The organism is Streptomyces sp. SS8, from assembly GCF_054072955.1.
This window is the reverse complement of the sequence record NZ_JBSVCZ010000023.1, coordinates 59,382-84,938: the sequence shown is the minus strand read 5'-3', so window position 1 is coordinate 84,938 and position 25,557 is coordinate 59,382. Positions and strand designations below refer to the sequence as shown.

At 74.5% G+C, this 25,557-nt stretch carries 25 protein-coding genes and 1 pseudogene; 17 read left to right on the top strand and 9 right to left on the bottom strand.

Going from position 1 to position 25,557, the window contains the following annotated elements; translation table 11 throughout:
• Nucleotides 1-60 precede the first annotated feature (60 nt).
• On the top strand, nt 61-1,032 hold the full coding sequence (locus ACW69E_RS21205) for a GNAT family N-acetyltransferase (RefSeq protein WP_457499857.1): 972 nt from the start codon (nt 61-63) through the stop codon (nt 1,030-1,032).
• A gap of 70 nt (nt 1,033-1,102) precedes the next feature.
• Here ACW69E_RS21205 and ACW69E_RS21200 read toward each other — a convergent pair whose 3' ends face one another.
• Nucleotides 1,103-2,200, bottom strand: a complete 1,098-nt coding sequence (locus ACW69E_RS21200; protein WP_457499856.1) for an aldo/keto reductase — start codon at nt 2,198-2,200, stop codon at nt 1,103-1,105.
• 73 nt (nt 2,201-2,273) lie between these two features.
• Nucleotides 2,274-3,173, bottom strand: coding sequence for an ATP-grasp domain-containing protein (locus ACW69E_RS21195; RefSeq protein ID WP_457499855.1), 900 nt, complete (start codon nt 3,171-3,173; stop codon nt 2,274-2,276).
• A 281-nt stretch (nt 3,174-3,454) separates the two neighbouring features.
• On the opposite strand from ACW69E_RS21195, the gene ACW69E_RS21190 reads away from it, so the two are divergent.
• The 7 genes from ACW69E_RS21190 (at nt 3,455) to ACW69E_RS21160 (ending at nt 13,632) form a co-directional block, all read left to right on the top strand.
• On the top strand, nt 3,455-5,113 hold the full coding sequence (locus ACW69E_RS21190) for an AMP-binding protein (protein ID WP_457499854.1): 1,659 nt from the start codon (nt 3,455-3,457) through the stop codon (nt 5,111-5,113).
• Nucleotides 5,110-6,642 carry an MFS transporter gene (locus ACW69E_RS21185; RefSeq protein ID WP_457499853.1) on the top strand — a complete coding sequence of 511 codons (1,533 nt, stop codon included), beginning with the start codon at nt 5,110-5,112 and terminating at the stop codon, nt 6,640-6,642. Before ACW69E_RS21190 ends, ACW69E_RS21185 begins: the two co-directional genes overlap by 4 nt.
• A 5-nt stretch (nt 6,643-6,647) precedes the next feature.
• Entirely contained in the window at nt 6,648-7,751 is a 1,104-nt protein-coding gene (locus ACW69E_RS21180; protein WP_457499852.1) for an NAD(P)/FAD-dependent oxidoreductase, read from the top strand.
• Nucleotides 7,752-7,806: 55 nt separating this feature from the next.
• Complete coding sequence (locus ACW69E_RS21175) at nt 7,807-10,887, top strand: non-ribosomal peptide synthetase (protein ID WP_457499851.1); 3,081 nt, start codon at nt 7,807-7,809, stop codon at nt 10,885-10,887.
• Nucleotides 10,888-10,968: 81 nt separating this feature from the next.
• Nucleotides 10,969-11,952 (top strand): aldo/keto reductase, encoded by a 984-nt coding sequence (locus ACW69E_RS21170; protein ID WP_457499850.1) that lies wholly within the window; start codon nt 10,969-10,971, stop codon nt 11,950-11,952.
• Nucleotides 11,949-12,668 carry a sulfotransferase-like domain-containing protein gene (locus tag ACW69E_RS21165; RefSeq protein WP_457499849.1) on the top strand — a complete coding sequence of 240 codons (720 nt, stop codon included), beginning with the start codon at nt 11,949-11,951 and terminating at the stop codon, nt 12,666-12,668. The genes ACW69E_RS21170 and ACW69E_RS21165 overlap by 4 nt, the downstream gene beginning before the upstream one ends.
• A gap of 94 nt (nt 12,669-12,762) precedes the next feature.
• The gene (locus ACW69E_RS21160) at nt 12,763-13,632 is read left to right on the top strand and encodes a family 3 encapsulin nanocompartment shell protein (RefSeq protein ID WP_457499848.1); all 870 of its coding nucleotides are present in this window, start codon (nt 12,763-12,765) and stop codon (nt 13,630-13,632) included.
• A 47-nt stretch (nt 13,633-13,679) separates the two neighbouring features.
• Here ACW69E_RS21160 and ACW69E_RS21155 read toward each other — a convergent pair whose 3' ends face one another.
• Nucleotides 13,680-14,189: a TspO/MBR family protein gene (locus ACW69E_RS21155; protein ID WP_457499847.1), complete on the bottom strand. Its 510-nt coding sequence runs from the start codon at nt 14,187-14,189 to the stop codon at nt 13,680-13,682.
• Nucleotides 14,190-14,438: 249 nt separating this feature from the next.
• Here ACW69E_RS21155 and ACW69E_RS21150 point away from each other — a divergent pair, with 249 nt between their 5' ends.
• The 3 genes from ACW69E_RS21150 (at nt 14,439) to ACW69E_RS21140 (ending at nt 16,281) form a co-directional block, all read left to right on the top strand.
• Entirely contained in the window at nt 14,439-14,663 is a 225-nt protein-coding gene (locus tag ACW69E_RS21150; RefSeq protein ID WP_457499846.1) for a hypothetical protein, read from the top strand.
• A 105-nt stretch (nt 14,664-14,768) separates the two neighbouring features.
• Complete coding sequence (locus ACW69E_RS21145) at nt 14,769-15,659, top strand: universal stress protein (RefSeq protein WP_457499845.1); 891 nt, start codon at nt 14,769-14,771, stop codon at nt 15,657-15,659.
• A 196-nt stretch (nt 15,660-15,855) separates the two neighbouring features.
• Entirely contained in the window at nt 15,856-16,281 is a 426-nt protein-coding gene (locus ACW69E_RS21140; RefSeq protein WP_457499844.1) for a CBS domain-containing protein, read from the top strand.
• 52 nt (nt 16,282-16,333) lie between these two features.
• On the opposite strand, the gene ACW69E_RS21135 is transcribed toward ACW69E_RS21140, so the two are convergent.
• Complete coding sequence (locus ACW69E_RS21135; RefSeq protein WP_457499843.1) at nt 16,334-17,098, bottom strand: YqjF family protein; 765 nt, start codon at nt 17,096-17,098, stop codon at nt 16,334-16,336.
• A gap of 103 nt (nt 17,099-17,201) precedes the next feature.
• On the opposite strand from ACW69E_RS21135, the gene ACW69E_RS21130 reads away from it, so the two are divergent.
• The gene (locus ACW69E_RS21130; RefSeq protein ID WP_457499842.1) at nt 17,202-17,732 is read left to right on the top strand and encodes a 2'-5' RNA ligase family protein; all 531 of its coding nucleotides are present in this window, start codon (nt 17,202-17,204) and stop codon (nt 17,730-17,732) included.
• 25 nt (nt 17,733-17,757) lie between these two features.
• On the opposite strand, the gene ACW69E_RS21125 is transcribed toward ACW69E_RS21130, so the two are convergent.
• Complete coding sequence (locus ACW69E_RS21125) at nt 17,758-18,153, bottom strand: VOC family protein (protein ID WP_457499841.1); 396 nt, start codon at nt 18,151-18,153, stop codon at nt 17,758-17,760.
• A gap of 247 nt (nt 18,154-18,400) precedes the next feature.
• On the opposite strand from ACW69E_RS21125, the gene ACW69E_RS21120 reads away from it, so the two are divergent.
• From ACW69E_RS21120 to ACW69E_RS21105, 4 genes and pseudogenes are all read left to right on the top strand, one after another.
• Complete coding sequence (locus ACW69E_RS21120) at nt 18,401-18,613, top strand: hypothetical protein (RefSeq protein ID WP_457499840.1); 213 nt, start codon at nt 18,401-18,403, stop codon at nt 18,611-18,613.
• Between the two features lie 92 nt (nt 18,614-18,705).
• Nucleotides 18,706-19,929 (top strand): annotated as a pseudogene (locus ACW69E_RS21115) (ABC transporter ATP-binding protein); the annotation flags it as partial.
• Between the two features lie 201 nt (nt 19,930-20,130).
• Nucleotides 20,131-20,367 (top strand): DUF2945 domain-containing protein, encoded by a 237-nt coding sequence (locus ACW69E_RS21110; protein WP_457499892.1) that lies wholly within the window; start codon nt 20,131-20,133, stop codon nt 20,365-20,367.
• A complete protein-coding gene (locus tag ACW69E_RS21105; protein WP_457499839.1) occupies nt 20,360-20,704 on the top strand; it encodes a DUF3140 domain-containing protein in 345 nt (114 codons plus the stop codon). The genes ACW69E_RS21110 and ACW69E_RS21105 overlap by 8 nt, the downstream gene beginning before the upstream one ends.
• A gap of 146 nt (nt 20,705-20,850) precedes the next feature.
• On the opposite strand, the gene ACW69E_RS21100 is transcribed toward ACW69E_RS21105, so the two are convergent.
• Nucleotides 20,851-22,089, bottom strand: a complete 1,239-nt coding sequence (locus tag ACW69E_RS21100) for an MFS transporter (RefSeq protein WP_457499838.1) — start codon at nt 22,087-22,089, stop codon at nt 20,851-20,853.
• A gap of 74 nt (nt 22,090-22,163) precedes the next feature.
• On the opposite strand from ACW69E_RS21100, the gene ACW69E_RS21095 reads away from it, so the two are divergent.
• A complete protein-coding gene (locus tag ACW69E_RS21095; protein WP_457499837.1) occupies nt 22,164-22,922 on the top strand; it encodes a DeoR/GlpR family DNA-binding transcription regulator in 759 nt (252 codons plus the stop codon).
• Between the two features lie 48 nt (nt 22,923-22,970).
• Here ACW69E_RS21095 and ACW69E_RS21090 read toward each other — a convergent pair whose 3' ends face one another.
• From ACW69E_RS21090 to hypE, 3 genes are all read right to left on the bottom strand, one after another.
• The gene (locus ACW69E_RS21090; RefSeq protein WP_457499836.1) at nt 22,971-23,408 is read right to left on the bottom strand and encodes an SRPBCC family protein; all 438 of its coding nucleotides are present in this window, start codon (nt 23,406-23,408) and stop codon (nt 22,971-22,973) included.
• 107 nt (nt 23,409-23,515) lie between these two features.
• Nucleotides 23,516-24,283: a sigma 54 modulation/S30EA ribosomal C-terminal domain-containing protein gene (locus ACW69E_RS21085; protein ID WP_457499835.1), complete on the bottom strand. Its 768-nt coding sequence runs from the start codon at nt 24,281-24,283 to the stop codon at nt 23,516-23,518.
• 201 nt (nt 24,284-24,484) lie between these two features.
• Nucleotides 24,485-25,474 carry a hydrogenase expression/formation protein HypE gene (hypE, locus tag ACW69E_RS21080; protein WP_457499891.1) on the bottom strand — a complete coding sequence of 330 codons (990 nt, stop codon included), beginning with the start codon at nt 25,472-25,474 and terminating at the stop codon, nt 24,485-24,487.
• Nucleotides 25,475-25,557 lie beyond the last annotated feature (83 nt).

The following is a 25,557-nucleotide window of genomic DNA, read 5'->3' as shown; positions in this document are numbered from 1 at the left end:
CGGCGGGGAGGACCGGCACGGCGCCCGGCAGCAGCCAACCGTCCGGCCCGGGAGTGGTGCATGGAGATCGTGGACAGATACGGCCTGTCGCTCGCCCTGATCGAGCCGCACGAGCTGGCCGCCGAGCCCTGGACCGCGGCGGCCGGGCGGACCGCGGGCGTGGGCGTGGATATGGACGTGGACGTGGTCAGGATGGAGCGCCCGCCCGCCGGGTTGTGGGACGAGCTGGCCCGGCGGGGCTTCCTGCGCAAGCCCGCCACCGTCACCTGGGTGGCCGAACTGGCCCGAGACGAGGAGGAGTTCCTGGCCCGGCTGGACACCAAGGCGCGGCAGGACGTACGGCGCGCCCGCCGCCGGGCCCAGGCGGCCGGGCTGCGCGAGGTGGTCGAGGAGCCGGTCTCGGAGCGGACCCTGGAGGCGTTCCTCGCCCTCTACCGGGAGCGTGTGGCACGGATGCGCTTCGGCGTCCCCTTCGCCCTCGGGTACCGGGACGCGGTGCTGCACGGACCGGAGAAGTTCTGCGGGGTCTTCGCGTACGCCGGGGACGAGCTGGCCGGGGGCTGCCTGGTGCTGGAGCTGCCCGAGAGGGACGCCGCGGTGGTGCGCTTCTCCGCGGTCAGCGCCGAATGGCGCAGGCACAGCCTGGCCCGCGCCCTGTACTTCTCCGCGATGCGCGTCGCGCGGTCCAAGGGCTACGCCCGGGTGACGCTGGGGAACGAGCCGAACCTGCTGGGCCATCTCACCCGGCCGGGCCTGTTCCACTTCAAGACCGGCATGGGCTTCACCGCCGTCCCCTCCCAGGAGTTCGGCGACCCGGACGGCCATGACGAGGCGGACCTGGTGCTCTCCCTGCGCACCCTGGGCGATCCCGCCCTCGTGCTGGCCTACGCAGGTCCCGGCGCGGACCCGGAGCGTCCGCTGGCGGCACGTCTGATCAGCGACTCCCCGGTTTCCACCGCGCCGTACCGGGCGCCGTTCCTGGCAGAGGTGACCCGGTCCGCCCCCCTTCCCGGAAGGCGGACCGGTGCCTGAGCCGATGCCACTGGGGCGTGTCGCAGAGGCCTCGTCCGCGGGGCGGACGGCGCTGCTTTCAGCACCCGCCCTAGGCCACGGGCACGGCGCGGGCGGCCACCCGGTCCGGGTCTCCGCCGAGCACGGACCCGCGCACCAGTGCGTTGATCTCGTGCGGTGTGCCGAGCGGTATCTCTCCCGCCTCCTCCAGGCGGCGCGTCTGCTCGTCGGTGAGCGCGATGTCGAGCGCCGCGAGGTAGTCCTCGAGCTGGGCGGTGCTGCGCGGGCCGATGACGGGGACGAGCGCGGTGGTGGAGCGCGCGGCGCGGGCGCGCAGCCAGGCGAGCGCTATCCGGGCGGGCGGGGTGCCCGCCTCGTCGGCCACCTCCCGTACGACGTCGACGACGGCCGCGATCCGGTCGGTGTTGTTCCGGGGGTGGCGGCGGTTCTCGTCACTGACCCAGCCGGCCTCGGTGCGGCGGTACTTGCCGCTCAGCAGCCCGCCGCCCAGCGGCGACCACAGGGCGGCCCCGAGGCCGAGCCCCTCGGCCATGGGCAGCAGTTCGCGCTCGGCGGTGCGGTTGAGCAGGTTGTACTCGGCCTGGATTCCGATGACCGGCGACCAGCCGCGCAGTTCGGCGATGGTGACGGCGCGGGAGGTGCGCCAGGCGGGGAAGTTCGACAGCCCGGCGTAGAGGATCTTGCCGCTGCGTACCAGGTGGTCGACGGCGGCCAGGATCTCCTCGGTGGGGGTGAGGGTGTCGGGGAAGTGCGCCCAGTACAGGTCGATGTGGTCGGTGTTCAGGCGGCGCAGGCTGCCCTCGACCGAGCGGATCATGTTCTTGCGGCTGTTGCCGGTGTCGGAGATCCCCGGGTTCCGGGAGTCTCCGCCGCTGTACTTCGAGGCCAGGACGAAGTGGTCGCGGTCGGCGGCGAGGAACTCGCCCAGCAGGCGTTCGGCCTGGCCGAAGTGGTAGCAGTCGGCGGTGTCGATCAGGGTGCCGCCGGCCTCGGCGAAGCGCTCGAAGATCCTGCGGGCCTCCTCCCGGTCGGCGCCGTCGCCCCGTCTGCTCCACATCAGGTCGGCGCCGCCGGCGTTCTCGCCGTAGGCGGCGCCGAAGTTGGCGGTTCCCAGGGCGAATTCGGAGACCCGCAGCCCGGTGTTCCGTCCGAAGGTCGTGTAGCGCATGGTTCTCCCGGTGCTCGGTGTCGTACGGCCGGTGCTCCGGCCGGCGGCCAAAGCGGGGTTCGGCGGTCCGCCGTCAGGCGGAGGGGCCCTCCTGGACCTTCCGCTCCACCCAGTCGTAGACGCCGGCCAGCACCTGCCGGTGCTGTTCCGTGCCCAGGACGCTCAGAAAACCGGGAACGGGATTGACCTCGAGAATCATGTAACCGCCCTCGTGCGGAAGTACGTCGAGCCCCGAGAGGGTCATTCCCAGGGCCCGGGTGGCGCGGACCGACAGATCGACCAGTTCGTCCGGCGCGTCGATCCGCTCGAAACTCGCACCCTCCAGTGTCTTACAGCGCCAGGAGCCGACCGGAGGGAGCTTGAGCATGTTTATCGGCGTGGTATCCCCTGCCACACTGATGCGGTATTCACCGCCCTCTGTCGGGTAGTAGGGCTGGCAGAGGACGGTGGAGAACCGTGTCAGCAGATCCTCCGCCACCTCTTTCTGTGAACCGAAATCATGGATGCGCTCGACATCCTGCCCCCGGTATCCGTAGGAGGGTTTGAGGATGATGTCGCCCCATTCCTCGATGGCGGTCTCCACATCCGCGAGCGAAACCGCCGAGCGCACCGGTGGGACGGGCAGTCCGGCGGCGGCGAGTTTCTGCGCCATGAGGAACTTACTGTAGCCCGTCAGCCATGCGTCCACAGGGTCGAACAGCATCGGACCTGCGGCGTTGCTCAGCATGGCCAGCCGCTCGACCCGGTCGCGCCAGTCGTCCCCGTAGAGCTTCGAGCGATTGATCACAGCGTCGAAGGAAGCGGCCGGCTCCCCCTTCAAAGTCAGCTCCACCCCTTCCGGACCGGGATGGTACGCGATTTCCTCGAGCGTGAAGAAGGAGGTGTCGTGACCGCGCTCCCGCCCGTATTCCACCAGGCTCGTTCCGTCGGGGTCGATCCCGGAATAGTCCCATCCGAGCAGGCCAATCTTCACGGTGCCTCCAGAAGCGCTCTCGTGCGCTGCAGACAGTGTCGGACGCACGGCGCAGCCTGACCTTGCAACTTCCCATCTGTCAAGGCGCCAAATCCTCTGCCCATGCGAAAGCCCGTTGCTCCCCGATGGGTCGCCATGCCCACTCCTGTCGCTTTTGCGACACGTTTACATGAATTACACGTCCGCCGAACAGGATGTTATTCGAAGGGGGTACCGCGATCCGTGTTCCGTACTCTAGGCTCGGCGGTCGGATTCGTGCTCGAGTACGAGAGGGACCGCTTGTGGGCGACTGGGAGACGCTGGTCAGGCCGAGACCCGAACAGGCCGCCGAGTACCGGGCCGCGGGCTGGTGGCGCGAGGAGACGTTCCTCGACGACCTCGACGAGGCGGCGCGCCTCAGGGGCGGGCACCCCGCGATCATCGCCTACGAGGGCCGGGACCACTCGCGCACCATCGACTACTCCGGGCTCCGGCGCCTGGTCGAGCGCTTCGCCGCCGCCCTGGCCGAACTCGGCGTGGGGCGCGGGGACGTGGTCGCCCTCTATCTGCCGAACCGCTGGATGCTCACTCCCCTGTACCTGGCGTGCCACCGCGTCGGCGCCGTCGGCTGCCCGGTCATCCCCGCGCTCGACGTGCGGGAGCTGTCGGACGTGCTCACCCGCAGCGAGGCGAAGGTCTGCGTGACCGCCGACCGCATCGACGGGACAGACTACGGCGCCCGTCTGGCCGAGGCCGCGCCCGCCTCCCTGAAGCACCGGGTGGTCGTCGGCGACGCCGACGCGACCGGCGCGGTCGACTTCGAGGACTTCTTCGTCCGCACGCCCTGGGAGGAGCGCCGCACCGTCGCGGAGGCCGACCGGCTGGGGCCCGACGACCCGTCGCTGCTGCTGTACACCTCCGGCACCACCGGCCGGATGAAGGGCGTGGTGCACAGCCAGAACACCCTTCACGCCGCCGTGCTCGCGGTCTCCGTACCGCACCGGCTCACCGCGGACGACGTCATCTCCATCCCCAACTACGCCACCCACATGGCCGGGCTGACCTACGCCTGCTACATGCCGCTGCTGCTGCGCGCCACCTGCGTGATGCAGGAGGCGGGCCGCGACATGGAGCTGCTGCTGGACCTGCTGGCCGGGCACCGCGTCACCTGGGCGTACGTGCCGCCGGCGTTCCTGGTGTCGATGCTGGAGGCGCAGCGCGGGAAGCCGCGCGACACCTCCAGTGTGGTGCAGGTCGTCTCCGGCTCGGCGCCGATCGCGCCCCAGCTAATCGCCGAGATGCGGGAGGTCTTCGACGTCCCGGTGCGCGCCCTGTGGGGCATGACGGAGAACGGCGCGGTCACCGTGACCCGCGCGGACGACCCGGAGGGCTGGGCGGCGCACAGCGACGGGCGCCCCGAGCCGTCGATGGAGATACGCATCGACACCGCGCCCGGCGAAGACACCGGCCGGCTGCTGGTGCGCGGCGCCTCCCAGTGCCTGGGGTACCTGGGTCAGCGTGAGGTCTACCAGGCGTGCCTGGACGAGGAGGGCTGGTTCGACACCACCGACCTGGCCCGTGACGACGGGCGCGGCGGCATCCGCATCACCGGCCGCAGCGTCGACCAGATCACCCGGGCCAACGGCATGAAGGTCTCCACGCTCTACGTGGAGTCCGTGCTGGTGCGGCACCCCCTGGTGAAGGAGGTCGCCCTGGTGGGCTACCCGGACCCGAAGGTGCCCGGCGCGGAACTGGTGTGCGCCGTGGTGGTGCCGGGCGATGAGCCGCCCACCCTCCAGTCGCTGCACGCGCTGCTGGCCGGGGAGAAGGTGGCCCGGGCCCTGTGGCCGGACCGGGTGCAGTTCGTGTGGGAGCTGCCCAGGAACTCGCTGGGCAAGATCCTGCGCCACCCGCTGCGCCGCCGCCTGGAGATCGAGTACGAACGCGCCGCGCGCCGATGACGGCGGCGGCCCGGGTCGCGGCGGACGCCCAGGAGCGGGGGCGTGTCCCTCGACGGCGGTCGGCCGCGCTGGCGGTGATCTCCGCGGCGCAGCTGATGTTCCTGCTGGACGCCACCATCGTCAACGTCGCGCTGCCGAGCATCCAGCGCTCCCTGGGGCTGGACGGGGCGGGCCTGGAGTGGGTCGTCGCCTCGTACTCCATCGCCTTCGGCGGTCTGCTGATGCTGGGCGGGCGGGCCGGGGACATCCTGGGCCGGCGGCGGATGTTCGCGGCCGGGCTGGCGCTGTTCACCTGCGCCTCGCTGCTGGGCGGCCTCGCCTCCGAGCCGTGGCTGCTGGTGGTGTGCCGCGCGGCGCAGGGCGCGGGCGCCGCCGCGGCCTCGCCCGCCGCGCTGTCGCTGATCGCCGTGACGTTTCCCCAGGGGCCGGAGCGCGACCGGGCGATCGGCTGGTACACGGCCGTCGCCACGGCCGGCGGCGGCCTGGGCCTGCTGGCGGGCGGTGTGATCACCGCCTGGCTGTCCTGGCGCTGGGTGATGCTCGTCAACGTGCCGATCGGGGTGGTGCTCCTGGCCGTCACCCGGCGGGTGCTGCCCGAAACGCCCCGGCGGCACGGGGTGTTCGACGCCTCCGGCGCCGCCACCGGCACCCTGGCGGCGCTGCTGCTGGTGTACGGGCTGGTCTCCGCCTCCTCCGGGCACGGCGGCCGGACGCGGCCGGAGGTGCTCGCCGCGCTGGGCGCCGCGACCGTGCTGCTGGTGGTCTTCGTGGCGGTCGAGCGGCGCGGGGCGCAGCCGCTGGTCCCGCCGCGGCTGTTCACCGGCGGGCGGCGGGCCGGCGTCTACGCGGTGCTGGCGCTGACCAGCACCGCCATGTTCGGCGTCTTCTTCTTCCTCACCCTCTTCCTCAGCCGGGTGTGGGGGTACAGCTCCCTGCGGATCGCGGTCGTCTACCTCCCGCTGACCTGCCTGCTGGTCGCCGGGGCCAGGGTCGGTCCGCGTCTGGTGGCCCTGTTGGGGGCCCGTACGCTGGTCTGCTGCGGTCTGCTGACCGCGGCCGCCGGAATGGCGTGGCTGTCGCGCATCGGTGAGTCCGGCGGTTACACCACCGGGATGCTCGTGCCGACCGTGCTGGTCTACGCGGGGCTCGGTGTCACCGGCGTCCCCCTGACGCTGGCCGCCCTGGCGGACGTCGCCGACGAGGACTCCGGCGCCGCGTCGGGCCTGCTCACCATGGCCCGGCAGATCGGTGGCGCGACGGGGCTGGCCGTGCTGGGCGCCGTCGTCTGGGCGGCGGCCGGCTCCGCCGGGCACAGGGGGACGGAGGTCACGGACGCGGCGCTGTCCTCGGGGATCTCCCAGGGCTTCCTCGCGGCGGCCGCGGTCACCGCGCTGTCGCTGCTGCCGGCGGCCCTCGCCGTGCCGGGAAAGCCCGCCGCGGACGTCTCGGACGGTGCGGACCTCCCGGACACCGGGAACGCCGAGGGCGCCGGGAACGCCGGGAAAACGACCGGACCGGACGAGGGGTGAGCGGCGTGGACGACTTCCTGGTGGTCGGCGGCGGCATCGCGGGCGCCGCGGCCGGCTGGTTCCTGGCCCGGCACGGCCGGGTGACGCTGCTGGAGGCCGAGCGCGTCCCGGGCGCGCACTCGACCGGGCGGTCCGCCGCGGTGTTCTCCGAGTACTACGGCGGCCCGGTGGTGCGAGCCCTGACCGCGGCCGGCCGCGCCTTCTACACCGATCCTCCCGAGGGCTTCTCCCCCACCGCCCTGCTGCGTCCGCGCGGCGTCCTGGCCCTGGAGACCCCGGGGAGCCCCGGCCTGTTCGAACAGGCGCTGGCCGAGGGGGCGCAGGCTCCCGAACCGGCCGTCGAGATCGGCCGGCCCCGCGCCGTGGAGCTGTGCCCGGTGCTGCGCCCGGACTCCTTCGGCCGCGCCCTGTACCGGCCGGGGGTGTGCGACATCGACGTGGACGCCGTCCACCAGGGCTTCCTGCGCGGTCTGCGCGCGGCGGGCGGGACCGTCGTGACCGGGGCCCGGGTCCGCTCCCTGCGGCGGCGACGCGGCCGCTGGTACGCGGCCACGCCCGCCGGTGAGTTCTCCGCCGCGGCCGTGGTCGACGCGGCCGGGGCCTGGGCCGACGAGGTGGCCCGGCTGGCGGGCGCGGCGCCGGCCGGGCTGGTGCCGCGCCGCCGCACCGCCGCCGTCGCCGAACTGCCGCCCGGGCTCGACGCGTCCGGCTGGCCGATGGTCTGCGACGTGGCGGACACCTTCTACGCCAGGCCGGAGTCGGGCGGGCTGCTGCTGTCCCCGGTGGACGCGGCCCCGGCCCCGCCCGGTGACGTACGCCCCGACGACCTGGACGTGGCCGTCGCCGTCCACCGCTTCGAGGCGGTGGCCGCCCTCCACCTGCGGCGCATAAGACACGCCTGGGCCGGGCTGCGGACCTCGCCCGCCGACGACGTGCCCGTCATCGGCCCGGACCCCGGCACACCCGGTTTCCACTGGCTCGCCGGACTGGGCGGATACGGAATCCAGACAGCTCCCGCGGCGGGCGCCCTGCTCGCCGCCCTCGCCGTGGGGGACGGGCCGCCACCCGCGCTCGCCCCCCTGGTCCCGGACCTGACCCCCCGTCCGTGACCCGCGCGGCTCCCCTTCAGCGCGCCGTCCCGTCACCAGCAGGGAGTGCACAGATATGTCGACAGACACGTCGGACGACCTCCGGCTTTCCGCCGGCGGCAGCGTCGACCACGGCCCCTACCGTCCCGTGACCGCGCTCATCGAGGAACAGACCGACCGGACCCCCGACCGCCCCGCCCTGGTCTGGCGGGGGACGCGGGAGGAGAGGACCCTGACGTACGCGGAGTTCGACGCGCTCGCCAACGGGCTCGCCGCGCGGTTGTCGGCGGCCGGTGCGGGCCCCGGCTCGGTGGTGCCCGTGGTGGTGGGCAACAGCGTCGAACTCCCCCTGTGCATGGTGGCGCTGATGAAGACCGGTGCGGCGTTCGCGCTGTGCGACCCGGTGTGGCCGGAGGAGCGGCTGCGCTCGGTGCTGCGGACGCTGGACGCGCCGCTGGTGCTGACCTCCGGGCCGCCGGTGTGCGCCGGCCGGCCGGCGACGGTCGTGCGCGCGGCCGGGATCACGCCGACCGCCGAGCGTCCCGGCATCCTGCCCGGCCCCGGCGACATCGCCTACGGGGTGTTCACCTCCGGCACGACCGGCACCCCCAAATGCGCCCTCAACCTGCACGGCGGCCTGGCCAACCGGTTCGGCTTCATGACCCGCCGCTTCCCCGCCACCGGAGGGGAGGTGGTGCTCCAGAACAGCCGCCACACCTTCGACTCCGCCATCTGGCAGCTGCTGTGGCCGCTGATCACCGGCGGGCGGACGGTCGTCCCCGAGCAGGGCGAGTTCCTCGACCTGGAGCGGACGGTGGAGACCATCGACCGCCACCGGGTCACGGTCACCGACTTCGTCCCGGCGATCCTGGGCATGCTGGTGGCCCTGCTGGAGGCCGACCCCGCGGCCGTGCGCCGGGTCTCCTCCCTGCGGCATCTGGTGGTCGGCGGCGAGGAGATCGTGCCGCGCGCCGTCCACCGGCTGCGGGAGATGGTCCCCGGCCTGGAGGTCTACAACGGGTACGGGCCCTCGGAGACCGCCATCGGCATGGTCTTCCACCGCGTCCGGGGCGACGAGGGCGACCACATACCCCTCGGGCGGCCCATCGACAACTGCCACGCCCTCGTCGTCGACGACGCGCTGCGGCCCCTGCCCGCGGGCGCCACCGGCGAGATCCTGGTCGGCGGCGCCTGCGTGGGGGCGGGCTACCTGGGTGATCCGGAGCGCACCGAGCGGGCGTTCGTGCCCAATCCCTTCCCCTCGGTCCCCGGCGAGCGGCTGTACCGCACCGGTGATCTGGGCTGGTACGACGAGCGGGGGCTGCTGCGCTTCGCCGGACGGCACGACCGGCAGGCCAAGGTGGACGGCGTACGCGTCGAGCCGGCCGAGATCGAGACCGCCGCCGAGGGCTGCCGCGGTGTCGTCCAGGCCAAGGCCATGACGGTGCGCCGGGCCGGGCGCACCCGGCTGGTGGTCGCGGCGGCGGCCGAGCCGGGCGTCACCCCGGCGGCGCTGCGCTCCCATCTGGCGTCCGTGCTGCCCCGCATCCAGGTGCCGCGCCACTGCTTCGTGCTCCAGGCCCTGCCGCTGACGGACAACGGCAAGGTGGATCTGCGCGCGCTGCGCGCGATCGTGGAGGACAAGCTGGAGTCCGAGGCGAGACCGGCCGTGCGCGGGCCGTCGGGCGCGCAGGCGCCCGCCCAGCACATCGCGCATGTGATGGGCTCGGTGCTCGGACTGCCCGACTTCCGCACCGGCGACGACTTCCTGGCGCGCGGCGGCGACTCGCTGTCCGCCATGAGCGCGACGCTGCGCATCCGGGAGGCCGTGGGCGCCTGTGTGAGCCTGTCCGATCTCTACGAGCACCGCACGCCCGAGCGGCTGGCGGCGGCCCTGGACAAGCCCGGCGCGCGTGGCGTCGGAGGGCCCGGAGCGCCCGCCGGGGACGAGGAGCGCTCGATGGAGCTCGACGCCCGGCTCCCGGCGGACCTGACCCGCCTGGCCCGCCGGGCGGCGGGAGCGGCCCCGGCCGTACCGCCGCGCACCGTCCTGGTCACCGGGGCCACCGGCTTCGTCGGGGCCCGGACCGTGCACCGGCTGGTGACCTCCACCGGGGCGCGCGCGGTGTGTCTGGTGCGCGCCCGCGACGACGCGCACGCCCGGGAGCGGCTGGCGCGCACCCTGCGTTCGCAGGGACTGTGGGACGCGGACGTCGCCGCTCGCGTCGAGGCCCGCCGGGGCGATCTGGAGCGGCCCCGCTTCGGCTGGCCGCGCCCGCGGTGGGAGTCCCTCGCCGCCGGATGCGACGCCGTGCTGCACATCGGAGGACTGGTCAACTTCCTGCTGGACTACCGCTCCCACCGCCCGGCCAATGTCACCGGCACGGCCGAGGTGCTGCGTTTCGCCCTGTCGGGGCGGCCCAAGCCGCTGCACCACGTCTCCACCCTCGGCGTCCTGGACCGGCACGCGGCCGGTGCGGCGCAGCCGTTGGGCGAGGACTTCGACCCCCGCGACGCGGCCCTGCCCGCCAGCGGCTACAGCCGGTCCAAGTGGGTGGCCGAGCGCATGGTGCTCGCGGCGCGGCGGATGGGCGCCCCGGTGGTGGTGCACCGACTGGGCGAGGTGATGCCGGCGGCCGACAACGGCGTGCCCAATCCCGCGGCGCTCACCCATCTGCTGCTGTCGGCCTTCCTCCAGCTGGGCGTGCGGCCCGGCGTGCCGATGGTCTCCGACTACACCCCCGTGGACGAGACGGCCGCCCGGCTGGTCGCCGCGCTGACCGAGCCGCCGCCCGGGCCGCCCGGCCACGGCGTGTACCACGTCTTCCGCCCCGGCGGCGTGGACTTCACCGCGCTCGACCTGACCGCTCCGGGCGGTGCGCGCACCCTGCGCACGGTGCCGGCGGCGGAGTTCGCGGCGATGCTGCGGGAGGCGGCGGACGGCGACAGGGAGTCGGCCGCGGCCGTGCTGCACGCCCTGCTGACGGCCCTGCCGTCGGCCGCGCCCGGCGGTCCGCCGGACTTCCGGCGCCTGCTGTCGGACAATCCGGGCCTGTTCACCAGGCGGGCGTGCGACGCCCTGGACGCCCGGCACGGCCTGCGCCAGGGGCCGCTGGAGGCGGCGGTCGCCGCCTACCGCGCCACGCTCACCTCCTGAACGGTGCGCCCGGCGGCCGGGCGCACCGGGGGTACGCCAGAACACCGAGAGTTCCGAGAGAAACGAACCGAAAGGACGACAGTGCACTACCGAAGCATGGGCCGGCTGGGCTGGGACGTCAGCGAGATCGGCTACGGCATGTGGGGCATCGGAGGCGGCCCCGGGGGCTTCACCGGCTGGGACTACGACACGGCGCCGGACTGCCTGGACCTGGCGGTCGAGCTCGGCTGCACGTTCTTCGACACCGCCTGGGTCTACGGCCGCGGTGTCAGCGAGCGGATGCTGGGCGACCTGCTGCGCAGGCACCCCGGCCGCTGGCTGTACGTCGCCACCAAGGTCCCGCCGCTGAACCGGCAGTGGCCGCCGCGCCCGGACGACACCCTCGACGACGTCTTCCCGCCCGGCCATGTGCGCGAGTACGTCCACCGCAGCCTGGAGAACCTCGGCACCGACCGCATCGACCTGCTGCAGTTCCACGTCTGGGAGGACCGGTGGAGCGATGACGAGCGCTGGCAGCGGGTGATCTCCGACCTGAAGGCCGAGGGCGTGATCGAGGGCTTCGGCATCAGCGTCAACCGCTGGGAGCCGGAGAACTGCCTGCGGGCGATCGACACCGGCCTGGTCGACGTCGTCCAGGTCATCTACAACATCTTCGACCAGGCCCCCGAGGACGAGCTGTTCGAGCGCGCGCTGCTCGACGACATCGGCATCATCGCCCGCGTCCCCTTCGACGAGGGCGGTCTCACCGGAAGACTCACCCACGACACCGTCTTCCCCGAGGACGACTGGCGGGCGGTCTACTTCGGCCCCGACAACCTGGGCCCGACGGTCGAACGGGCCGAGCGGCTGAAGAAGGTGCTGCCCGAGGGCATGACACTGCCCGAGCTGTCGCTGCGCTTCATCCTCCACCACCCGGCCGTCAGCACCGTCATACCCGGCATGCGCAGACCGGAGCACGTCCGCGCCAACCTGGCCGTCTCCGACGGCCGGCGGCTGGGCCGCCCCATGCTGGACGAGCTGCGCGGCCACCGCTGGGACCGCCGCCCGACGGAGTGGTCGATGTGACCGTCATAGCCATGTGGGCGCACCCCCGGGCGGTCTCCACCGCCTTCCTGCGCATGATGGCCGAACGCGGCGACGTGACCGTGGTGCACGAGCCGCTGGTGCTGCTCACCGACCACGGCGAGGTGTCCGTGCCCGGCCCGGACGGGGGCACGGTCGTGTTCCGCTCCCCCGGCGATCTGCTGGCCCACCTCACGGCGCTGGGCGAGGAGCGGCCGGTGTTCTTCAAGGACACCCTGGAGTACCACTACCAGCACCTGTTCGACCATCCGGAGCGGATCGCGGGCTTCCGGCACACCTTCATCGTCCGCGACCCGGCGCGCGCCATCGCCTCGCACCACGCGGTCAAACCCGAGGTGACCTGCTCCGAGATCGGCTACGAGCACCAGTGGGACCTGTTCGAGCTCGCCTGGAAGACCACCGGCGAGCGCCCGGTGGTGGTCCGTGCCGAACGGCTGCTGGCCGATCCGGCGGGTGTGGTCTCGGCGTACTGCGAGCGGGTCGGGCTGCCCTACGTCCCCGAGGCCCTGAACTGGCAGCCGGGCGAGCGCGCCGAGTGGCGGCCGAACCGGCGCTGGCACCTGGACGTCATGGCCAGCTCGGCCTTCCGGGCGCCGGAGCGGGAGTACGCCGTCACCGTCGACAACGACGAGCGGCTGCGCTCCTTTCACGAGCACCACCTGCCGTACTACGAGCGCCTGATCGAGCACGCCCTGTGAGACAGCCTGTGAGACGGCCTGCGACACACCCCGTGACATGCCCCGTGACACGCCCCGTGAGCCCCGCGGGCCCAGCACCAGGAGGGACCGGACCATGAACGCCACCGCGACCGCCACCGAGCGGGGCGGCCCACCGCCGGCCGCGACCGCACCGGCCGCCGCGCCCTCGCCGGGCGAGGAGTTCGCCCGGGCCTTCGCCGAGGCGCCGGACAGCGCCGAGGTCCACTTCGGCTTCACCGTCACCGACGCCTTCCAGCCGGGGAAGGAGAGGCACCGGCTGACGGCCCGCCACCTGTTCCGCAAACAGCGGGCCGGATCCGGCCCGGTGCGCACCTGGTTCGAGACCAGGCCGCCCGGGCAGGCGCCGGACCGCGATGGCCGGCTGCGCGAGGACTCGTTCCTGTTCGCCCCGGCCGACCACCACGTCGCGCCGATCACCGCCTGGGTGCGGGTCCCCGACGGGCTCGCCGGGGACCCGGCGGCCCTGGCCGCCTTCGTGGACCGGCGGCTGATGGTCCGGCTGGGCACCGCGGAGAACCGGGCGCTCACCCATGACGTGCTGCGCCATCCGGACGTGGCGCCCCTGCCCTACCGGGGCTCGTACGCCGCCGGTCTGCTCGCCGCCTTCGACGAGATCGAGCAGACCGGCGGGACCGGGCACGCGGTGATGGTCAACCCCCGCGACTACTACGGGCAGCTGGTCGGCTCCGGCAGTCTGCTGGCCGACCTCGCCCGCGAGGGCGTCATGGTCTGCCGCCACCGGCAGGTCGCGCCCGGCTGCGCGCTGGTCGGGGACTTCGCCATGGCCGCCGTGCTCCTGGACGCCGAGCGCTCGGTGATCAAGGTCGCCGAGCCGCCGCCGGGAACCTTCGACGAGCCCGGGGGCACGGCGGTGTGCGCGGTGGTCCACGAGTCCGTCGCCGTCCAGCTGCCGACCCACTTCTTCCACGTGGTGCCGGGCTGACCCGTGCCGGTGCGGGCGCCGTCGCGTCGGGCGCCCGCACCGGCCCGTCAGGTCTGTGCCAGCCAGATGCTCAGGTTGAGCGCGGCGGCGAAGGCCGTCCACAGCAGATAGGGCGCCAGCAGGTACGCAGCCACCGGGCGGACGCGGTGGAACGCCACCGCCGTCGCACCGGCGGCGGCGAGCAGCAGGCAGATGTCGGCGAAGGCGAGCCCGTACCGGCGGGCACCGAAGAACAGCGGGGTCCACGCCGCGTTGAGCAGCAGCTGGACGCCCCACAGTCCCAGCGCGGCACGGGCCCGCGGCCCCCTGGCGCGCCAGACCAGCCAGGCGCTGAGAGCGATGAGCGCGTAGAGCACCGTCCACACCGGGCCGAAGAGCCAGGGCGGCGGCGCCCAGGCGGGGCGGTCCAGGGACTGGTAGACCCTGCCGGAGTCCGCGGCGGCGAGGGCCCCCACCGCCGCGGCGGCGTAGGCGAGAGCGGTGAACAGCACCAGGGACGGCCAGGAAGCCCGCCCCCGCGTCGCGGTCCTCCTCCGGGATGCGCGGTGTGCCGGCATGCGGTCCTCCTCGCGGGTCGTCCGCTCCCTCCGGCACCGCCTACCCCCTCGGGACCGCTTCACCGGGCCGGCTCCGCGGCCCGGCCGGAGCCCTCCGCCGCCGCGCGGGCCGGAGCAGACTGGAAGAGGATGGCCCGAAGGAGGCGGCGCGTGGTCCTCCCGGCGCCCCGGGAGGACCACGCGTCGGCCCGGACACCCGGCGGCAGGCCGCCGGGCGATCCTCCGGCCCGACGGACGAAAGGTGCCGACATGACCGCGAACAGCCCGTACGAGCAGCCCCCGGGACACGGCCCGCAGAGCTCGCAGGAGGCCCGGGTGGAGACGCTGGAGACGCAGGTGCAGGCGCTGGCCGAGGCAGTCCGGGCGCTGGCCCGGGGCCTGGAGCAGCCCCCTTCCCAGGACACGGCGCTGCCCGAGGAGGCGGCCCGCGGGGCCAGGCTGGCGCACGAGATCCTGCTGGCCCAGCGCCTGTAGACGGCCCTCTTCGGCCGTCTACGGCCCGCCCGCCCGACGGGCGCGGCCTGCGGAGCGCTGACAGACTGGGGAGGCGAGGGGGCGAGAGACTACCCGGAGGCGGCTATGACGAGTTCACAGGGGCGTCGGCCGATCGTGGTGGGCGTGGATCCCGATCCCTCCCGGCGGGCGGCTCTCGCCTGGGCCGCGGACGAGGCCGCCCGGCGGGGCCTGCCGCTGCGCGTGGTGCACGCCCAGGGCGTGCCGACCGGCGGTTACTGGTCGTCGGAGCTTCGGCCGTCCTGGGAGCAGTGGAACGAGGCGCTGCACGAGGCCGGCGAGCGGGTGCTCGGCGACGCGGTCGCCTTCGCCGAGGAGCGGCAGCCGCGGGTGGAGATCTCCTGGCTGCTGGCGGAGGGGCATCCCGCCTGGGTGCTGCGCGAGGAGTCGCGGAACGCGGCGATGGCCGTGGTGGGTTCCTGGCACCTGTCCTCCGCGCAGGAGCTGTTCGGCTCCACCGCGGTGGGGCTGCCGCTCACCGCCCACGCCACGTGCCCGGTGGTGGTGCTGCGGGAGCCGGAGCACGTCACCCGGCGGCCGCCGTACCTCGTGGTGGGCGTCGACGGCAGTCCGGACTCCGCCGCGGCCGTCGACTTCGCCTTCGAGGAGGCGTCGCTGCGCGGCGCGGCGCTGCGGGCGCTGTATGTGTGGCATCCGCCGCTGCTGGGCTCACTGGACGAGGACGCGGCGGAGCAGGAGGCCCGCCGGCTGCTGTCGGAGTCGGTCGCGGGCCGCACCGCCGCGCATCCGGAGGTGGACCTGCGGCACGAGTTCGTACGGGGCCATCCGGTGCAGGTCCTGGCCGAGGCGTCCGAGGAGGCTCTCGGCCTGGTCGTGGGCAGCCGGGGACGCGGGGGCTTCACCGGGATGCTGCTGGGCTCGGTGAGCCAGGGCGTGCTCCACCACGCGCGCTGCCCGGTCTTCACCGTCCCCGCCGCGGGCGGGCGCGCCGCCTGAAGCGGCGCTTCGCCGTCCGGATGCGGGACGCGGTGGAGCGGACCAGAATGGAGTACCGGGCCGGATGTCCGAGGACGCCCGGGCGCCCGGGCCTCTCCCACCGAAGCCGGGTCCACCGCGTTCGCCGGATCGGCCGAATCCGCCGGGCCCGCCGAATCCACAGCATTCACCGCGTTTCCGATGCGAGGAGACTGCCATGACCACTGCCCGGGACATCATGCACACCGGCGCGGAGTGCGTCGGGGAGCACGAGACGCTGGACGCCGCGGCGCGGCGCATGCGCGACCTCGACGTGGGCGCGCTGCCGATATGCGGCGACGACGACAAGCTGCACGGAATCATCACCGACCGCGACATCGTGGTGAAGTGCCTGGCCACGGGGGGCGATCCGGCCAGGATGACCGCCGGTGAGCTGGCCCAGGGGCGGACGTTCACGGTGACCACCGACACGGACGTCGAGAAGGTGCTGGACACGATGGAGAAGCACCAGATCCGCCGGGTGCCGATCATCGACGAGGAGAAGCGGCTGGTCGGCATGGTCAGCGAGGCCGACCTGGCGCGCAACCTCCCCGAGGCCGAGGTCGGCCGGTTCGTCGAGGCCGTGGTGGCCAAGCAGATCTGACCGCCGCCCCCGCGAGACCGGGGATCCGGTCCCGCGGGGGAGCGCGGGCGCGTCAGCGGGCGCCTGCCGGGGGCGGGCCGAAGCGGACGTCCACGCGCGGCGCGTACAGCACGCTGACCGGGTCTCCCTCCGGGGCGGGCAGCCCGCAGGCGACGACGAGGTCCTCCTGGCACTCCAGGAGTTCTGCGCGGTGCAGGGGCCAGGTCCCGTGGACGTTGGGCAGGTACACCGTCCTGCCGCCGTACCAGGCCGTGTGCAGTCCCCAGCGGGCCGTCAGGAAGTGCTCCAGGGCGGTGGGCCCGGCGATCCGCTCCCCCACCCGCACCCGGATCCGGGTGGCCGGACGGCCCCGGCCGCGCGGCCCGATCCTGGCACTGGTCCACAGCAGGTCGCGGTCGCGCCCGGCGCGGCGGCGCATGGAGGCCCAGCGGTACGGCAGTCGCAGTACGGCCCGCGCCCCGAGTACCGGCAGCAGCCGCGCGCACTCCAGGGTCAGGAACACCACCCCGCGCCGCCCCCGCCGGTCCACGCCGTACACGCGCACGTTGGTCTCCGGGAAGCTCCCCAGATACGGCAGTCCGGGGCCGCGGCCGAAACCCAGACCGTGCATCCGGAAGGGCACCAGCCCCACGTGGGCGGTGCCCTCGTGCACGTCGGGGCGGACCCCGTCGGGCAGCAGCGGGGCGACCGCCTCCGGGGCCACCGGCCAGTGCAGGAAGGTCACGTCACGCCAGGACTGCGTCAGCAGCGCCCGCCCGACCGGGCGCGGGCCGACCACCGTGACGGGTTCGGCGGGTTCGCCTTCCCACCGGCTCATGGGCGCTTCCCCTCACTCCCGGCCGTCCGTGCGGGCCGCGCACGCCGTGCGGCCCACCGCACAGTAACCGCGACGGGCCGGGCCTCGCCGTAGGCTGGCCCGTGTGCGCACCGTGGAGTTGCTTCCGGACGGCTCGGGCGATCTGGCCGTGCGCCGGGCCTGGCGCCATCTGGCCGCGGCGGGGATGCCCAGCCAGGAGGCGCACACCCATCCGACCAACCGCCCCCACCTCACCCTGGCCGCCGCCGAAGCGCTCCCGGACTCGGCGCGCGAGAAGGTGACCGAGGCCCTGGCCGCCCTGCCGCTGGGGCTCTGCCTGGACGGGCTGCTGCGTTTCGCGGGCCGCACGCACGTCCTGGCCTGGGCGGTGCGGCCGGATCCGGAGCTGTTGCGGCTGCACGAGGCCGTCTGGCGGGCGCTGGCCGCCTCACCGGGGACCGGCGGGACGAACCCGCTGCACGCCCCCGGCCGGTGGGTTCCGCACATCACCCTCGGACGCAGCCGCCGCCCGGCCTGGGACCGGCCGGACGCGGAACTGCTGCCCTCCGGTCTGCGGGAGCCGGTGCGGGGCCGCCTGACCGGTGCCCGCAGCTACGACTCGGCCGGCCGCACCACCGAGGTCCTCGCGCCGTAGGGGCGCGTCCGGACCGCGCCGCCCGTCAGCCGGCGGTGCGGCCCTCCCGGGCCACCAGCGCGAAGGTGTGCCCGGCCGGGTCGGAGTACAGGCGCGCGTCGCGCGGGCCACCGTTGTCCTTGGTGTCGACCGGGCGCGCCCCGTGCCCGACCGCCTCGCGCTCGGCCTCGTCCATGCCGTCCTGCGGGACCAGGATGTGCAGGTGTGCCTGGAGCGAGTCGTCCGGGCGGGGCCAGCTCGGCGGTGTGAAGCCGTGGTCGCGCCGGATCGCCAGACGGATCCCCTCCCCACCGGTCACCTCGATGAAGTCCGGGTCCACGCCCCGGCGCGCCTCGGCGCCCAGGAGGTTCGCGTAGAACTCCGCCAGCGCCTCGGGTTCGGCGCAGTCCAGCACCAGCACGCTCGTCTTCTGCACGGGCACGGGTCACCCCCACGGGTCGTCGTCGGCCGTCCGCCGTCCGTCGGGACCCGTGTACCCCCGAATCGACGGAACAGCGGCCGAATCCCCCAACTCCTTTGATTTCCAGGACTGTTCACGATTACGGGATCTTGCGTACCGCATGTGCACGGCAGGTGTGCGGGGGCTTCGGAGCGCTGTGGAGCGGATCGGCGCAGAACGGACACACCCGGCGAGGCTGTCGCACGGGGTCCGTGGGTAGGTTCCGTTCATGACTGATGTCGTGGACGCAGACGAACTCCTCCGTCGCATCCGGGTCGCACGCGACTGGGCGGCCGAGAGGGAGGCCGAAGCCGGGAGCCTGCCCGGTGCCGGCGAGGGCGCCGACCCCACGGCGGCCGGCGTCGACCGTGTCGCCTTCTCGGTGGTCCGCGAGGTGCTGGACGAGATCATCAATCCGGGGACCCACTCCCGCTCGCGGTAGGTTCTTCCGGCTCCGGCTCCGGCTCCGGGGCCTCGGCGCGGGCCGGCGGGAACCGGCCCGGCTCGTGCCGGCTGCCGCGCGGCCGTGAGCACGCCGGCGCGGTGGCGGCGGTCGCGCCGCGGATCGGCCGGGCGGTCCGGCAGGCACAGGAGGCGGTCGGCGTCATGGGTTCCGCCCTCGAACGCGCGCTGGGCGCCTTCCGCACCGTCAAGGCGGCCGGCGCGGAGCCGCTGGAGACCGCCCGTCTGCACGAGGCGGCCGACGGCGCCCGCCGGGCCGGCGTCCGCGCCGCGGGCTGGGAGGCCGTCTCCGCGACCGCCGGAGGCGTGGCCGTGCAGGTGGCGTTCCTGGCGGTGCTGGGGGTGGGCGGCGCACGGGTGGCCTCGGGGGCCACGGACGTCTCCACGCTCGTGGCCTTCCTGCTCTACCTCTTCTCACTGGGGCCGCGCGTGCACCAGCTCGTCGACGTCGTGGGCCGGTTCCAGACGGGTTCGGCCGCGGCCCTGCGCGTGCTGGAGGCGGAGTCGTTGCCCGCCGAGCACGCCGGTGGCGGCTCCGCCCCGTCCCCCGCGCCCGCCGGAGCGGGTCACCCGGGGCCGGCCTCGCTGGTCCTCGACGCGGTCCGCTTCTCCTATCGGGCCGGGCTGCCGCCCGTGCACCGCGGGGTGAGCTTCACCGTCCCGGCGCGGGGGGTGACGGCTCTCGTCGGGCCCTCGGGCGCGGGCAAGACCACCGTCTTCTCCTTGGTCGAGCGCTTCCACGAGCCGGATTCCGGGCGCGTTCTGCTCGACGGCCGGGACGTGCGGGACTGGCCGCTGGCCGACCTGCGGGCCACCATCGGATACGTCGAGCAGGACTGCCCCGTCCTGTCCGGAACCCTCCGCGACAACCTGCTGTTCGGCGTCCCGCCGACCGGTGGACGGGACCTGGGCGACGTGCTGCGCCGCACCCGGCTGGAGTCCCTGGTGGCCCGGCTGCCGCAGGGGCTGGACACCCCCGTCGGCCATCGGGGCGACCGGCTCTCGGGAGGCGAACGGCAGCGCATCGCCGTCGCGCGCGCCCTGCTGCGCTCCCCCAGGCTCCTCCTCCTGGACGAGGCCACCTCCCAGCTCGACGCGGCCAACGAGGCCGCTCTGCGGGACACCGTCGCCGACGCCGCCCGGAGCACGACCGTGCTGGTGGTGGCCCACCGGCTGTCCACCGTGACCGCGGCCGACCGGATCGTGGTCATGGAGGAGGGAAGGGTCAGGGCGGTGGGCACCCATGACGAACTGCTGGCCCGCGACGCCCTCTACCGCGAGCTGGCGGCCACTCAGCTGCCCGGCCCGCTCCCCGGGGAGCCCGGGCGGAACGGCACCGGGCGGGCGGGGGCGCGAATCCGCCCGGACGCGCGGCCGCGCGGCGAAGCGGCCGGTCCTCACCTCCGCCCGCGGCTCCGCGGTGGTGGGATACGGCCATACCGATACCATGAGGACGAACGGGGCTTTTCATCCGTCCACTCCCCGCGGGAGGGGAAGATGACGAAGAAGAAGGACAGGAAGTTCCGCAAGGGGGACAGGGTCTCCTGGAAGAGCCACGGGAGCGAGGCCGTCGGCAGGGTCGAGAAGGAGATCACCTCCCGTACCGAGGCCGGCGGGCGCACCGTGGACGCCTCCCCCGACGATCCCCAGTACCAGGTCCGCAGCGAGAAGTCCGGCGGCCGGGCGGTCCACCGCCCCGACGCCCTCCGCGAGAAGGAGTCCGGGGATGGCTGAGCACCGCGAGGACCGCGACGGGACCGTCTCCGAGTTCGGGAAGCTGGTCAACCTCACGCCCAAGCAGCTCCAGGACTGGCTGGAACGGGAGGAGTCCAGGGCCGCCGGGCAGCACCGGGGCGGCGGGGAGAGCACCGGCCACGCCTCCGGCCGCCGCATCGTCGAGCTGCTGCGGACGTCGAAGTCCGACCTCAGCGACGAGGACGTGGCCCACATGCGCAAGGTCAACGGCTACATCAAGCGGCACCTGGCCCAGCGGCCGTCGGGCGACGTCACCGACACCACCTGGCGGCACTCCCTGATGAACTGGGGGCACGACCCCCTCAAGGAGGGCTGAAGCCGCCCGGCCGCCGTACCGCCTCTCACCTCGCAGGCGTGCGGGAGGACGCGGGTTGCCGGTGCACGGCGATCCTCTCCCGGGAGCCGACCGGATCGCCCGGTGGCTTCCGTGCGCCGCGGGCCGGCGGCGCACGCGCCGGCTCCTCAGTCGGCCGCCTTCGCGGCCTCGGGTACCTCCGCTCGCCCTCCTCCCCCGGTGGCAGCCCGGGGCTCGGCCCGCAGGATCCCGGCGGCCCCGGCCGCCACGGCACACAGGGCCACGGGCAGCAGAAAGGCGACGTTCAGCGGTACGAGATGGGTGAGCGGCCCGATGACGGCCGGCCCGGCGAGCATGCCGAGGTAACCGAGCCCCGCCACCCGTGAGACGTTGGCCCCGGCCGCTTCCGGGTCGGCGTGGCCCGCGGCGCTGAAGAGCTGGGGCACGCAGCCGGACAGCCCCATGCCGAAGACGGTCCAGCCGGCCAGGGCCAGGGGGATCCAGGGCGAGACCACCACCGCCGACAGGCCGACCGCCGCCAGGAGGGAGCCGTAGCGGACGATCGCGACCGGACCGAAGCGCGCGGCCACCCGGTCGGTGAGCAGGCGTCCTACGGTCATGGCGGTGGCGAAGGCCCCGTAGGCGAGGGCCGCCGTGGCGGCCGGTGCGCCCAGGACGTCCCGCAGGGCGAGCACGCTCCAGTCCCCTGCCACGCCCTCGGCGAGCATCAGCATCAGCGCGAGGGCGGCCAGCGCCCAGATCCGCCCCGGCGTCCCGCGCCCGGTCCCGGTCCCGGCTTCGGTGGACGTCTTCGGGGCCTCCCTCCCGGGGCCCGCGGGTCCGGCGGGTTCGGGGCGCAGCAGTGCGGGGGCCGCCAGGACGGCGACCAGGAGCCCGGCCGCGCCCATCCCGGCAAGGGTCGCGGCGGCGTTCCAGTCCCAGCTGAGGGTGCGGGCGCCGACCAGGGCCGCCAGCACCCCTCCGACGGAGAACACCGCGTGGAAGGCGGACATGACGGGCCGCCGGTAGCCGCGCTCCACCTGGACGGCGTGGGTGTTCATGGCGACGTCCAGGCAGCCGTTGCCGAAGCCGAACACCAGCAGGGCCGCGCCCAGGGGCCAGGCCCCTTCGGCCAGGCCCGGCAGCACCAGGGACGCGCTGCACAGCACCGCGCTCAGCGGCACCACCGCGCGGGCTCCGAAGCGGTCGGCCAGCGGGCCGGTCAGCCGCATGCCCGCGAAGGCTCCGCCGCCGAGCAGGAGCAGCAGCCAGCCCAGGACGGCGTGGCTGATCCCCGCGCGGTCCTCCACCACCGGGATGTGGACGACCCACATGCCCATCAGGAAGCCGTTGAGGCCGAAGTAGGCGAAGGTGGCCAGCCGTGCGAGCCGCAGCTTTCTCTCCATGTTCCAGAATTTAACAAACAGGATTGCTGTTCGAAAGATTGAATTTCACACACTGTTTGTGTTCAATTTCCGGCGTGGCGAGCGCGGAACGACTGAGACGGATCACCGAGGCCGTACGCGAGGCCGGGCGGTTGAGCGTGGCGGAGCTGGCCGGGCTCACCGGTGCCTCGGAGATGACCATCCGGCGCGACCTGGAGGTCCTGGCGGACCGGGGGGTCCTGGAGCGCTATCGCGGCGGGGCCAGCAGCCTGCTGCTGCGCGGCGAGGAGCCGCCGTTCGGGCTGCGGGAGCTGGAGCGGCCGGACGCCAAACGGCGGATCGCCGCCGAGGCGGCCTCCCTGCTCGCCGACGGCGAGTCGGTCGTCCTCGACAGCGGCACGACCTGCCTGGAGGTGGCCCGCGTCCTGGCCGGCCGCCGGCTGACCGTCATGCCGCTGTCCCTGCACGCAGCCAACGTCCTCACCGGCGCCCCCCGGCTGAAGCTGCTGCTGCCCGGCGGGGAGCCGCGCCCGGGCGAGCTGGCGCTGACCGGACCGCTGACCGAGGCGTCCCTGGCCGCGCTGCGCTTCGACACCGCCGTCATCGGCTGCTGCGGACTGAACGCGGCGGACGGGCTGACCGCGTACGACCTGGCCGACGCCGCCGTCAAGCGCGCCGCGATCGCCTCGGCCCGCCGGGTGGTCGCGGTCGCCGACGCGGCCAAGTTCTCCCGCACCGCCCTCGCCTCCGTCGCGCCGGCCTCGGCGCTCGACGCGGTGGTGACGGAGGAGGGCGCCCCCGAGGAGGAGACCGGCGCGCTGGCCGCGGCCGGCGTGGCCGTGCGGAAGGTGTGAGCCGCCGCGTCCCGCCGGACCGTCTGCGGACCGGCCGGGACGCGGCGGTCACCGCTCCTTCAGCAGCCCCGTGACCACCCGGCCGAACAGCAGACGGGCCGCCCAGGCCGTCGGGGTGTCCAGCAGGCGCGGCAGCCCCCGCACCCGCACCTCCTCGCTCCAGACGGCCAGCGATCCCCCGTCGGCGGGGACCACCTCCGCCTCGGCCCAGCCGAGCACGACCCTCCCCCGCTTCTCCACACGGCAGCGGCCGGGGCGGTCCGCGGTGGGCGGCTCCCAGCGCACGACCTCCATGGGGTCGTCGAACCCGGCGCGCCCGGTGCCCGTACGCGCCGTGAAGCGCGTGCCGACGCCGGTGGGCGGCGCGGTGGTGACCGTGATCGCGGTGAACGGGACGTGGCGAGCGTGGTTCTCCCAGGTGGTCAGCCGGCGCCACGCCTCTCCGGCCGGAAGTCGGGTGCGGCGCTCGATCCGGATGAGGGGCATACCGCGACCGTAGACACCGCGCGCCCGCACATCCGGCCGACCCGCCGAGCGCCGCCCCGGGTGGCGTCCGCCGGCCGGGGCACCCGTACCGGCCGGCGGACGCCGGGTCACTCGGCCGGGGTGACCAGCCCGTAGAGGCCGTCGCGGCGGCGGTGGAGCAGGGCTCCGCGCTCGGTGGCGGTGTCGACGAAGAACACGAACGGCAGGCCGGTCGCCTCCAGCCGCCACACCGCCTGCTCGACCCCCATGCGGGGCGCCGGGATCCCGCTGACCCCCAGCGGAACGGCCGGCGGAGCGGCCGGCGGGAGGTCCGACGGCGCCGGCGCGGAGGCGTCCCCGCGGGCGCGGGCCAGCCGGTGGCCGCCCCCCGCGTCCCGGTAGACCACGCTGTCCACGCCCGAGGCGGCGTCGGTGAACAGGTGGAAGCCGTACCCCAGGGCCTCCATCCGGTACACCGCCTGGGCGGGGGTCATCCGGGCGGGGCCGTGGGCGCGGCGGCGCACGACACGACGTCCCTGCCCGATGCGCGAGCCGGGGCGCGGCCCGCCGCCGTGGTGTCCGCGGCGGTGGACGCGGGAGAGCCGGCCCGCCAGCCGGTCGCGCAGCAGGTCGATCGCCTCGGGCATGGTGTCGGCGGCGACGTGGGCCCGCACCGGGCGGCCGTTGACGTCCACGTTCACCTGGGCGTGCGCCGGGTGCCGCACGGAGGCGCCCGCCGCCTGGCTCAGCTTCACCCTGGTGCCCAGGACCGGCTCCCCGACCTTGCCCAGCGCCGCCAGCACCTTGGTCCGCGCGTACTCGGCCGCGTCCCCGGGCACCTCGCCCCGGACCTCGACCCTGACCTCCGGGAGGGGACGGATCTGCGAACGGTTCATGGTTTCCTCCTGCCGTCGTGGCACCTTCAGGCTCCTCCCGCGCCGGTTTCCCCGGCAGGGCCGAAGGTCCCCGGGGCCGGTGCCGTCCGTACCCCGCGAGGAGGGGAGGCAGGGGCCGGACCGCCCCCGGACGGCCTGCGTGCCGGCCGGGGCACGGCGCGGGGGAAGCGAAAGGCCGTCCCCCCCACGGTCAGCAGGCGGTCAGCAGATCCGGGGCAGCTGCTCGCCCAGCGGCAGGTCCACCACACGGGTGCCGCCGAATCCGGTGCGGGCCACGACCATGCCCGGGTGGTCCTCCACGCACTCCCCGACGACCGCGGCCCCCGCTCCCTGGGGGTGCGCCCGCATCGCGGCGAGTACGGCGTCGGCCCGCCCGCGCGGGACGAAGGCCACCAGGCGGCCCTCGTTGGCCACGTACAGCGGGTCCAGGCCGAGGAAGCCGCAGGCGGCCGACACGGCCTCCGGCACGGGCAGGGCCCGCTCGTTCAGCACGACGCCGGTGCCGGACGCCGCCGCGATCTCGTTCAGCGCCGTGCCCAGCCCGCCGCGGGTGGGGTCGCGCAGCGCGTGGAGGTCCGGGGCGGCCGCGAGCATCGCCTGCACCAGGCCGCCCAGGGGGGCTGTGTCGCTGGAGACCTCCACTCCGAACTCCAGCCCCTCGCGGACGCTCATGATGGCCACTCCGTGCATCCCGACCGGCCCGCTGACGATCACCACGTCGCCGGGTTCGGCGCGCTGCGGGCGGATGTCGACGCCTTCGGGGATCAGTCCGATGCCGGCGGTGTTGACGAAGATCCCGTCGCCGTGCCCGGCGTCGACCACCTTGGTGTCGCCGGTGGCGACGGTGACGCCGGCCGCCGCGGCGGCCGTGCCGACCGCCTGGGCGACCCGCCGGACCACCGACAGCTCGGTGCCCTCCTCGATGATGAAGGCGCACGACAGGTACGCGGCCCGCGCGCCGCTCATGGCCAGGTCGTTGACGGTGCCGTTGACGGCCAGGTCGCCGATGCAGCCACCGGGGAAGAACAGCGGGCGCACCACGTAGGAGTCGGTGGAGAACGCCAGGCGCGCGCCGCCCAGCGACAGAGCGGCCGAGTCGGCGAGCCCGGCCAGCGTCTCGTTGCCGTAGGCGGGGACGAAGAGGTGCTCCACCAGTTCGGCCGAGAGGGCCCCGCCGCCGCCGTGCCCCATGACGACCACCGGGTGGTCGCGCAGCGGGGCCGGGCAGGTCCACTCGGCGGGGTCCACGGGTTCGGCGGTCGTGCCGGTGCTGC

What these genes read in the sequence shown, in the direction of transcription:
- ACW69E_RS21140 (WP_457499844.1), top strand. Translation starts at nt 15,856, where the DNA reads ATGACCACTGCCCGGGACATCATGCACACCGGCGCGGAGTGCGTCGGG.
- ACW69E_RS21200 (WP_457499856.1), bottom strand. Translation starts at nt 2,200, where the DNA reads ATGCGCTACACGACCTTCGGACGGAACACCGGGCTGCGGGTCTCCGAA.
- ACW69E_RS21090 (WP_457499836.1), bottom strand. Translation starts at nt 23,408, where the DNA reads ATGCCCCTCATCCGGATCGAGCGCCGCACCCGACTTCCGGCCGGAGAG.
- ACW69E_RS21085 (WP_457499835.1), bottom strand. Translation starts at nt 24,283, where the DNA reads ATGAACCGTTCGCAGATCCGTCCCCTCCCGGAGGTCAGGGTCGAGGTC.
- ACW69E_RS21135 (WP_457499843.1), bottom strand. Translation starts at nt 17,098, where the DNA reads ATGAGCCGGTGGGAAGGCGAACCCGCCGAACCCGTCACGGTGGTCGGC.
- ACW69E_RS21160 (WP_457499848.1), top strand. Translation starts at nt 12,763, where the DNA reads ATGAACGCCACCGCGACCGCCACCGAGCGGGGCGGCCCACCGCCGGCC.
- hypE (WP_457499891.1), bottom strand. Translation starts at nt 25,474, where the DNA reads ATGGGGCACGGCGGCGGCGGGGCCCTCTCGGCCGAACTGGTGGAGCAC.
- ACW69E_RS21145 (WP_457499845.1), top strand. Translation starts at nt 14,769, where the DNA reads ATGACGAGTTCACAGGGGCGTCGGCCGATCGTGGTGGGCGTGGATCCC.
- ACW69E_RS21110 (WP_457499892.1), top strand. Translation starts at nt 20,131, where the DNA reads ATGACGAAGAAGAAGGACAGGAAGTTCCGCAAGGGGGACAGGGTCTCC.
- ACW69E_RS21155 (WP_457499847.1), bottom strand. Translation starts at nt 14,189, where the DNA reads ATGCCGGCACACCGCGCATCCCGGAGGAGGACCGCGACGCGGGGGCGG.
- ACW69E_RS21150 (WP_457499846.1), top strand. Translation starts at nt 14,439, where the DNA reads ATGACCGCGAACAGCCCGTACGAGCAGCCCCCGGGACACGGCCCGCAG.
- ACW69E_RS21105 (WP_457499839.1), top strand. Translation starts at nt 20,360, where the DNA reads ATGGCTGAGCACCGCGAGGACCGCGACGGGACCGTCTCCGAGTTCGGG.
- ACW69E_RS21100 (WP_457499838.1), bottom strand. Translation starts at nt 22,089, where the DNA reads ATGGAGAGAAAGCTGCGGCTCGCACGGCTGGCCACCTTCGCCTACTTC.
- ACW69E_RS21120 (WP_457499840.1), top strand. Translation starts at nt 18,401, where the DNA reads ATGACTGATGTCGTGGACGCAGACGAACTCCTCCGTCGCATCCGGGTC.
- ACW69E_RS21185 (WP_457499853.1), top strand. Translation starts at nt 5,110, where the DNA reads ATGACGGCGGCGGCCCGGGTCGCGGCGGACGCCCAGGAGCGGGGGCGT.
- ACW69E_RS21175 (WP_457499851.1), top strand. Translation starts at nt 7,807, where the DNA reads ATGTCGACAGACACGTCGGACGACCTCCGGCTTTCCGCCGGCGGCAGC.
- ACW69E_RS21205 (WP_457499857.1), top strand. Translation starts at nt 61, where the DNA reads ATGGAGATCGTGGACAGATACGGCCTGTCGCTCGCCCTGATCGAGCCG.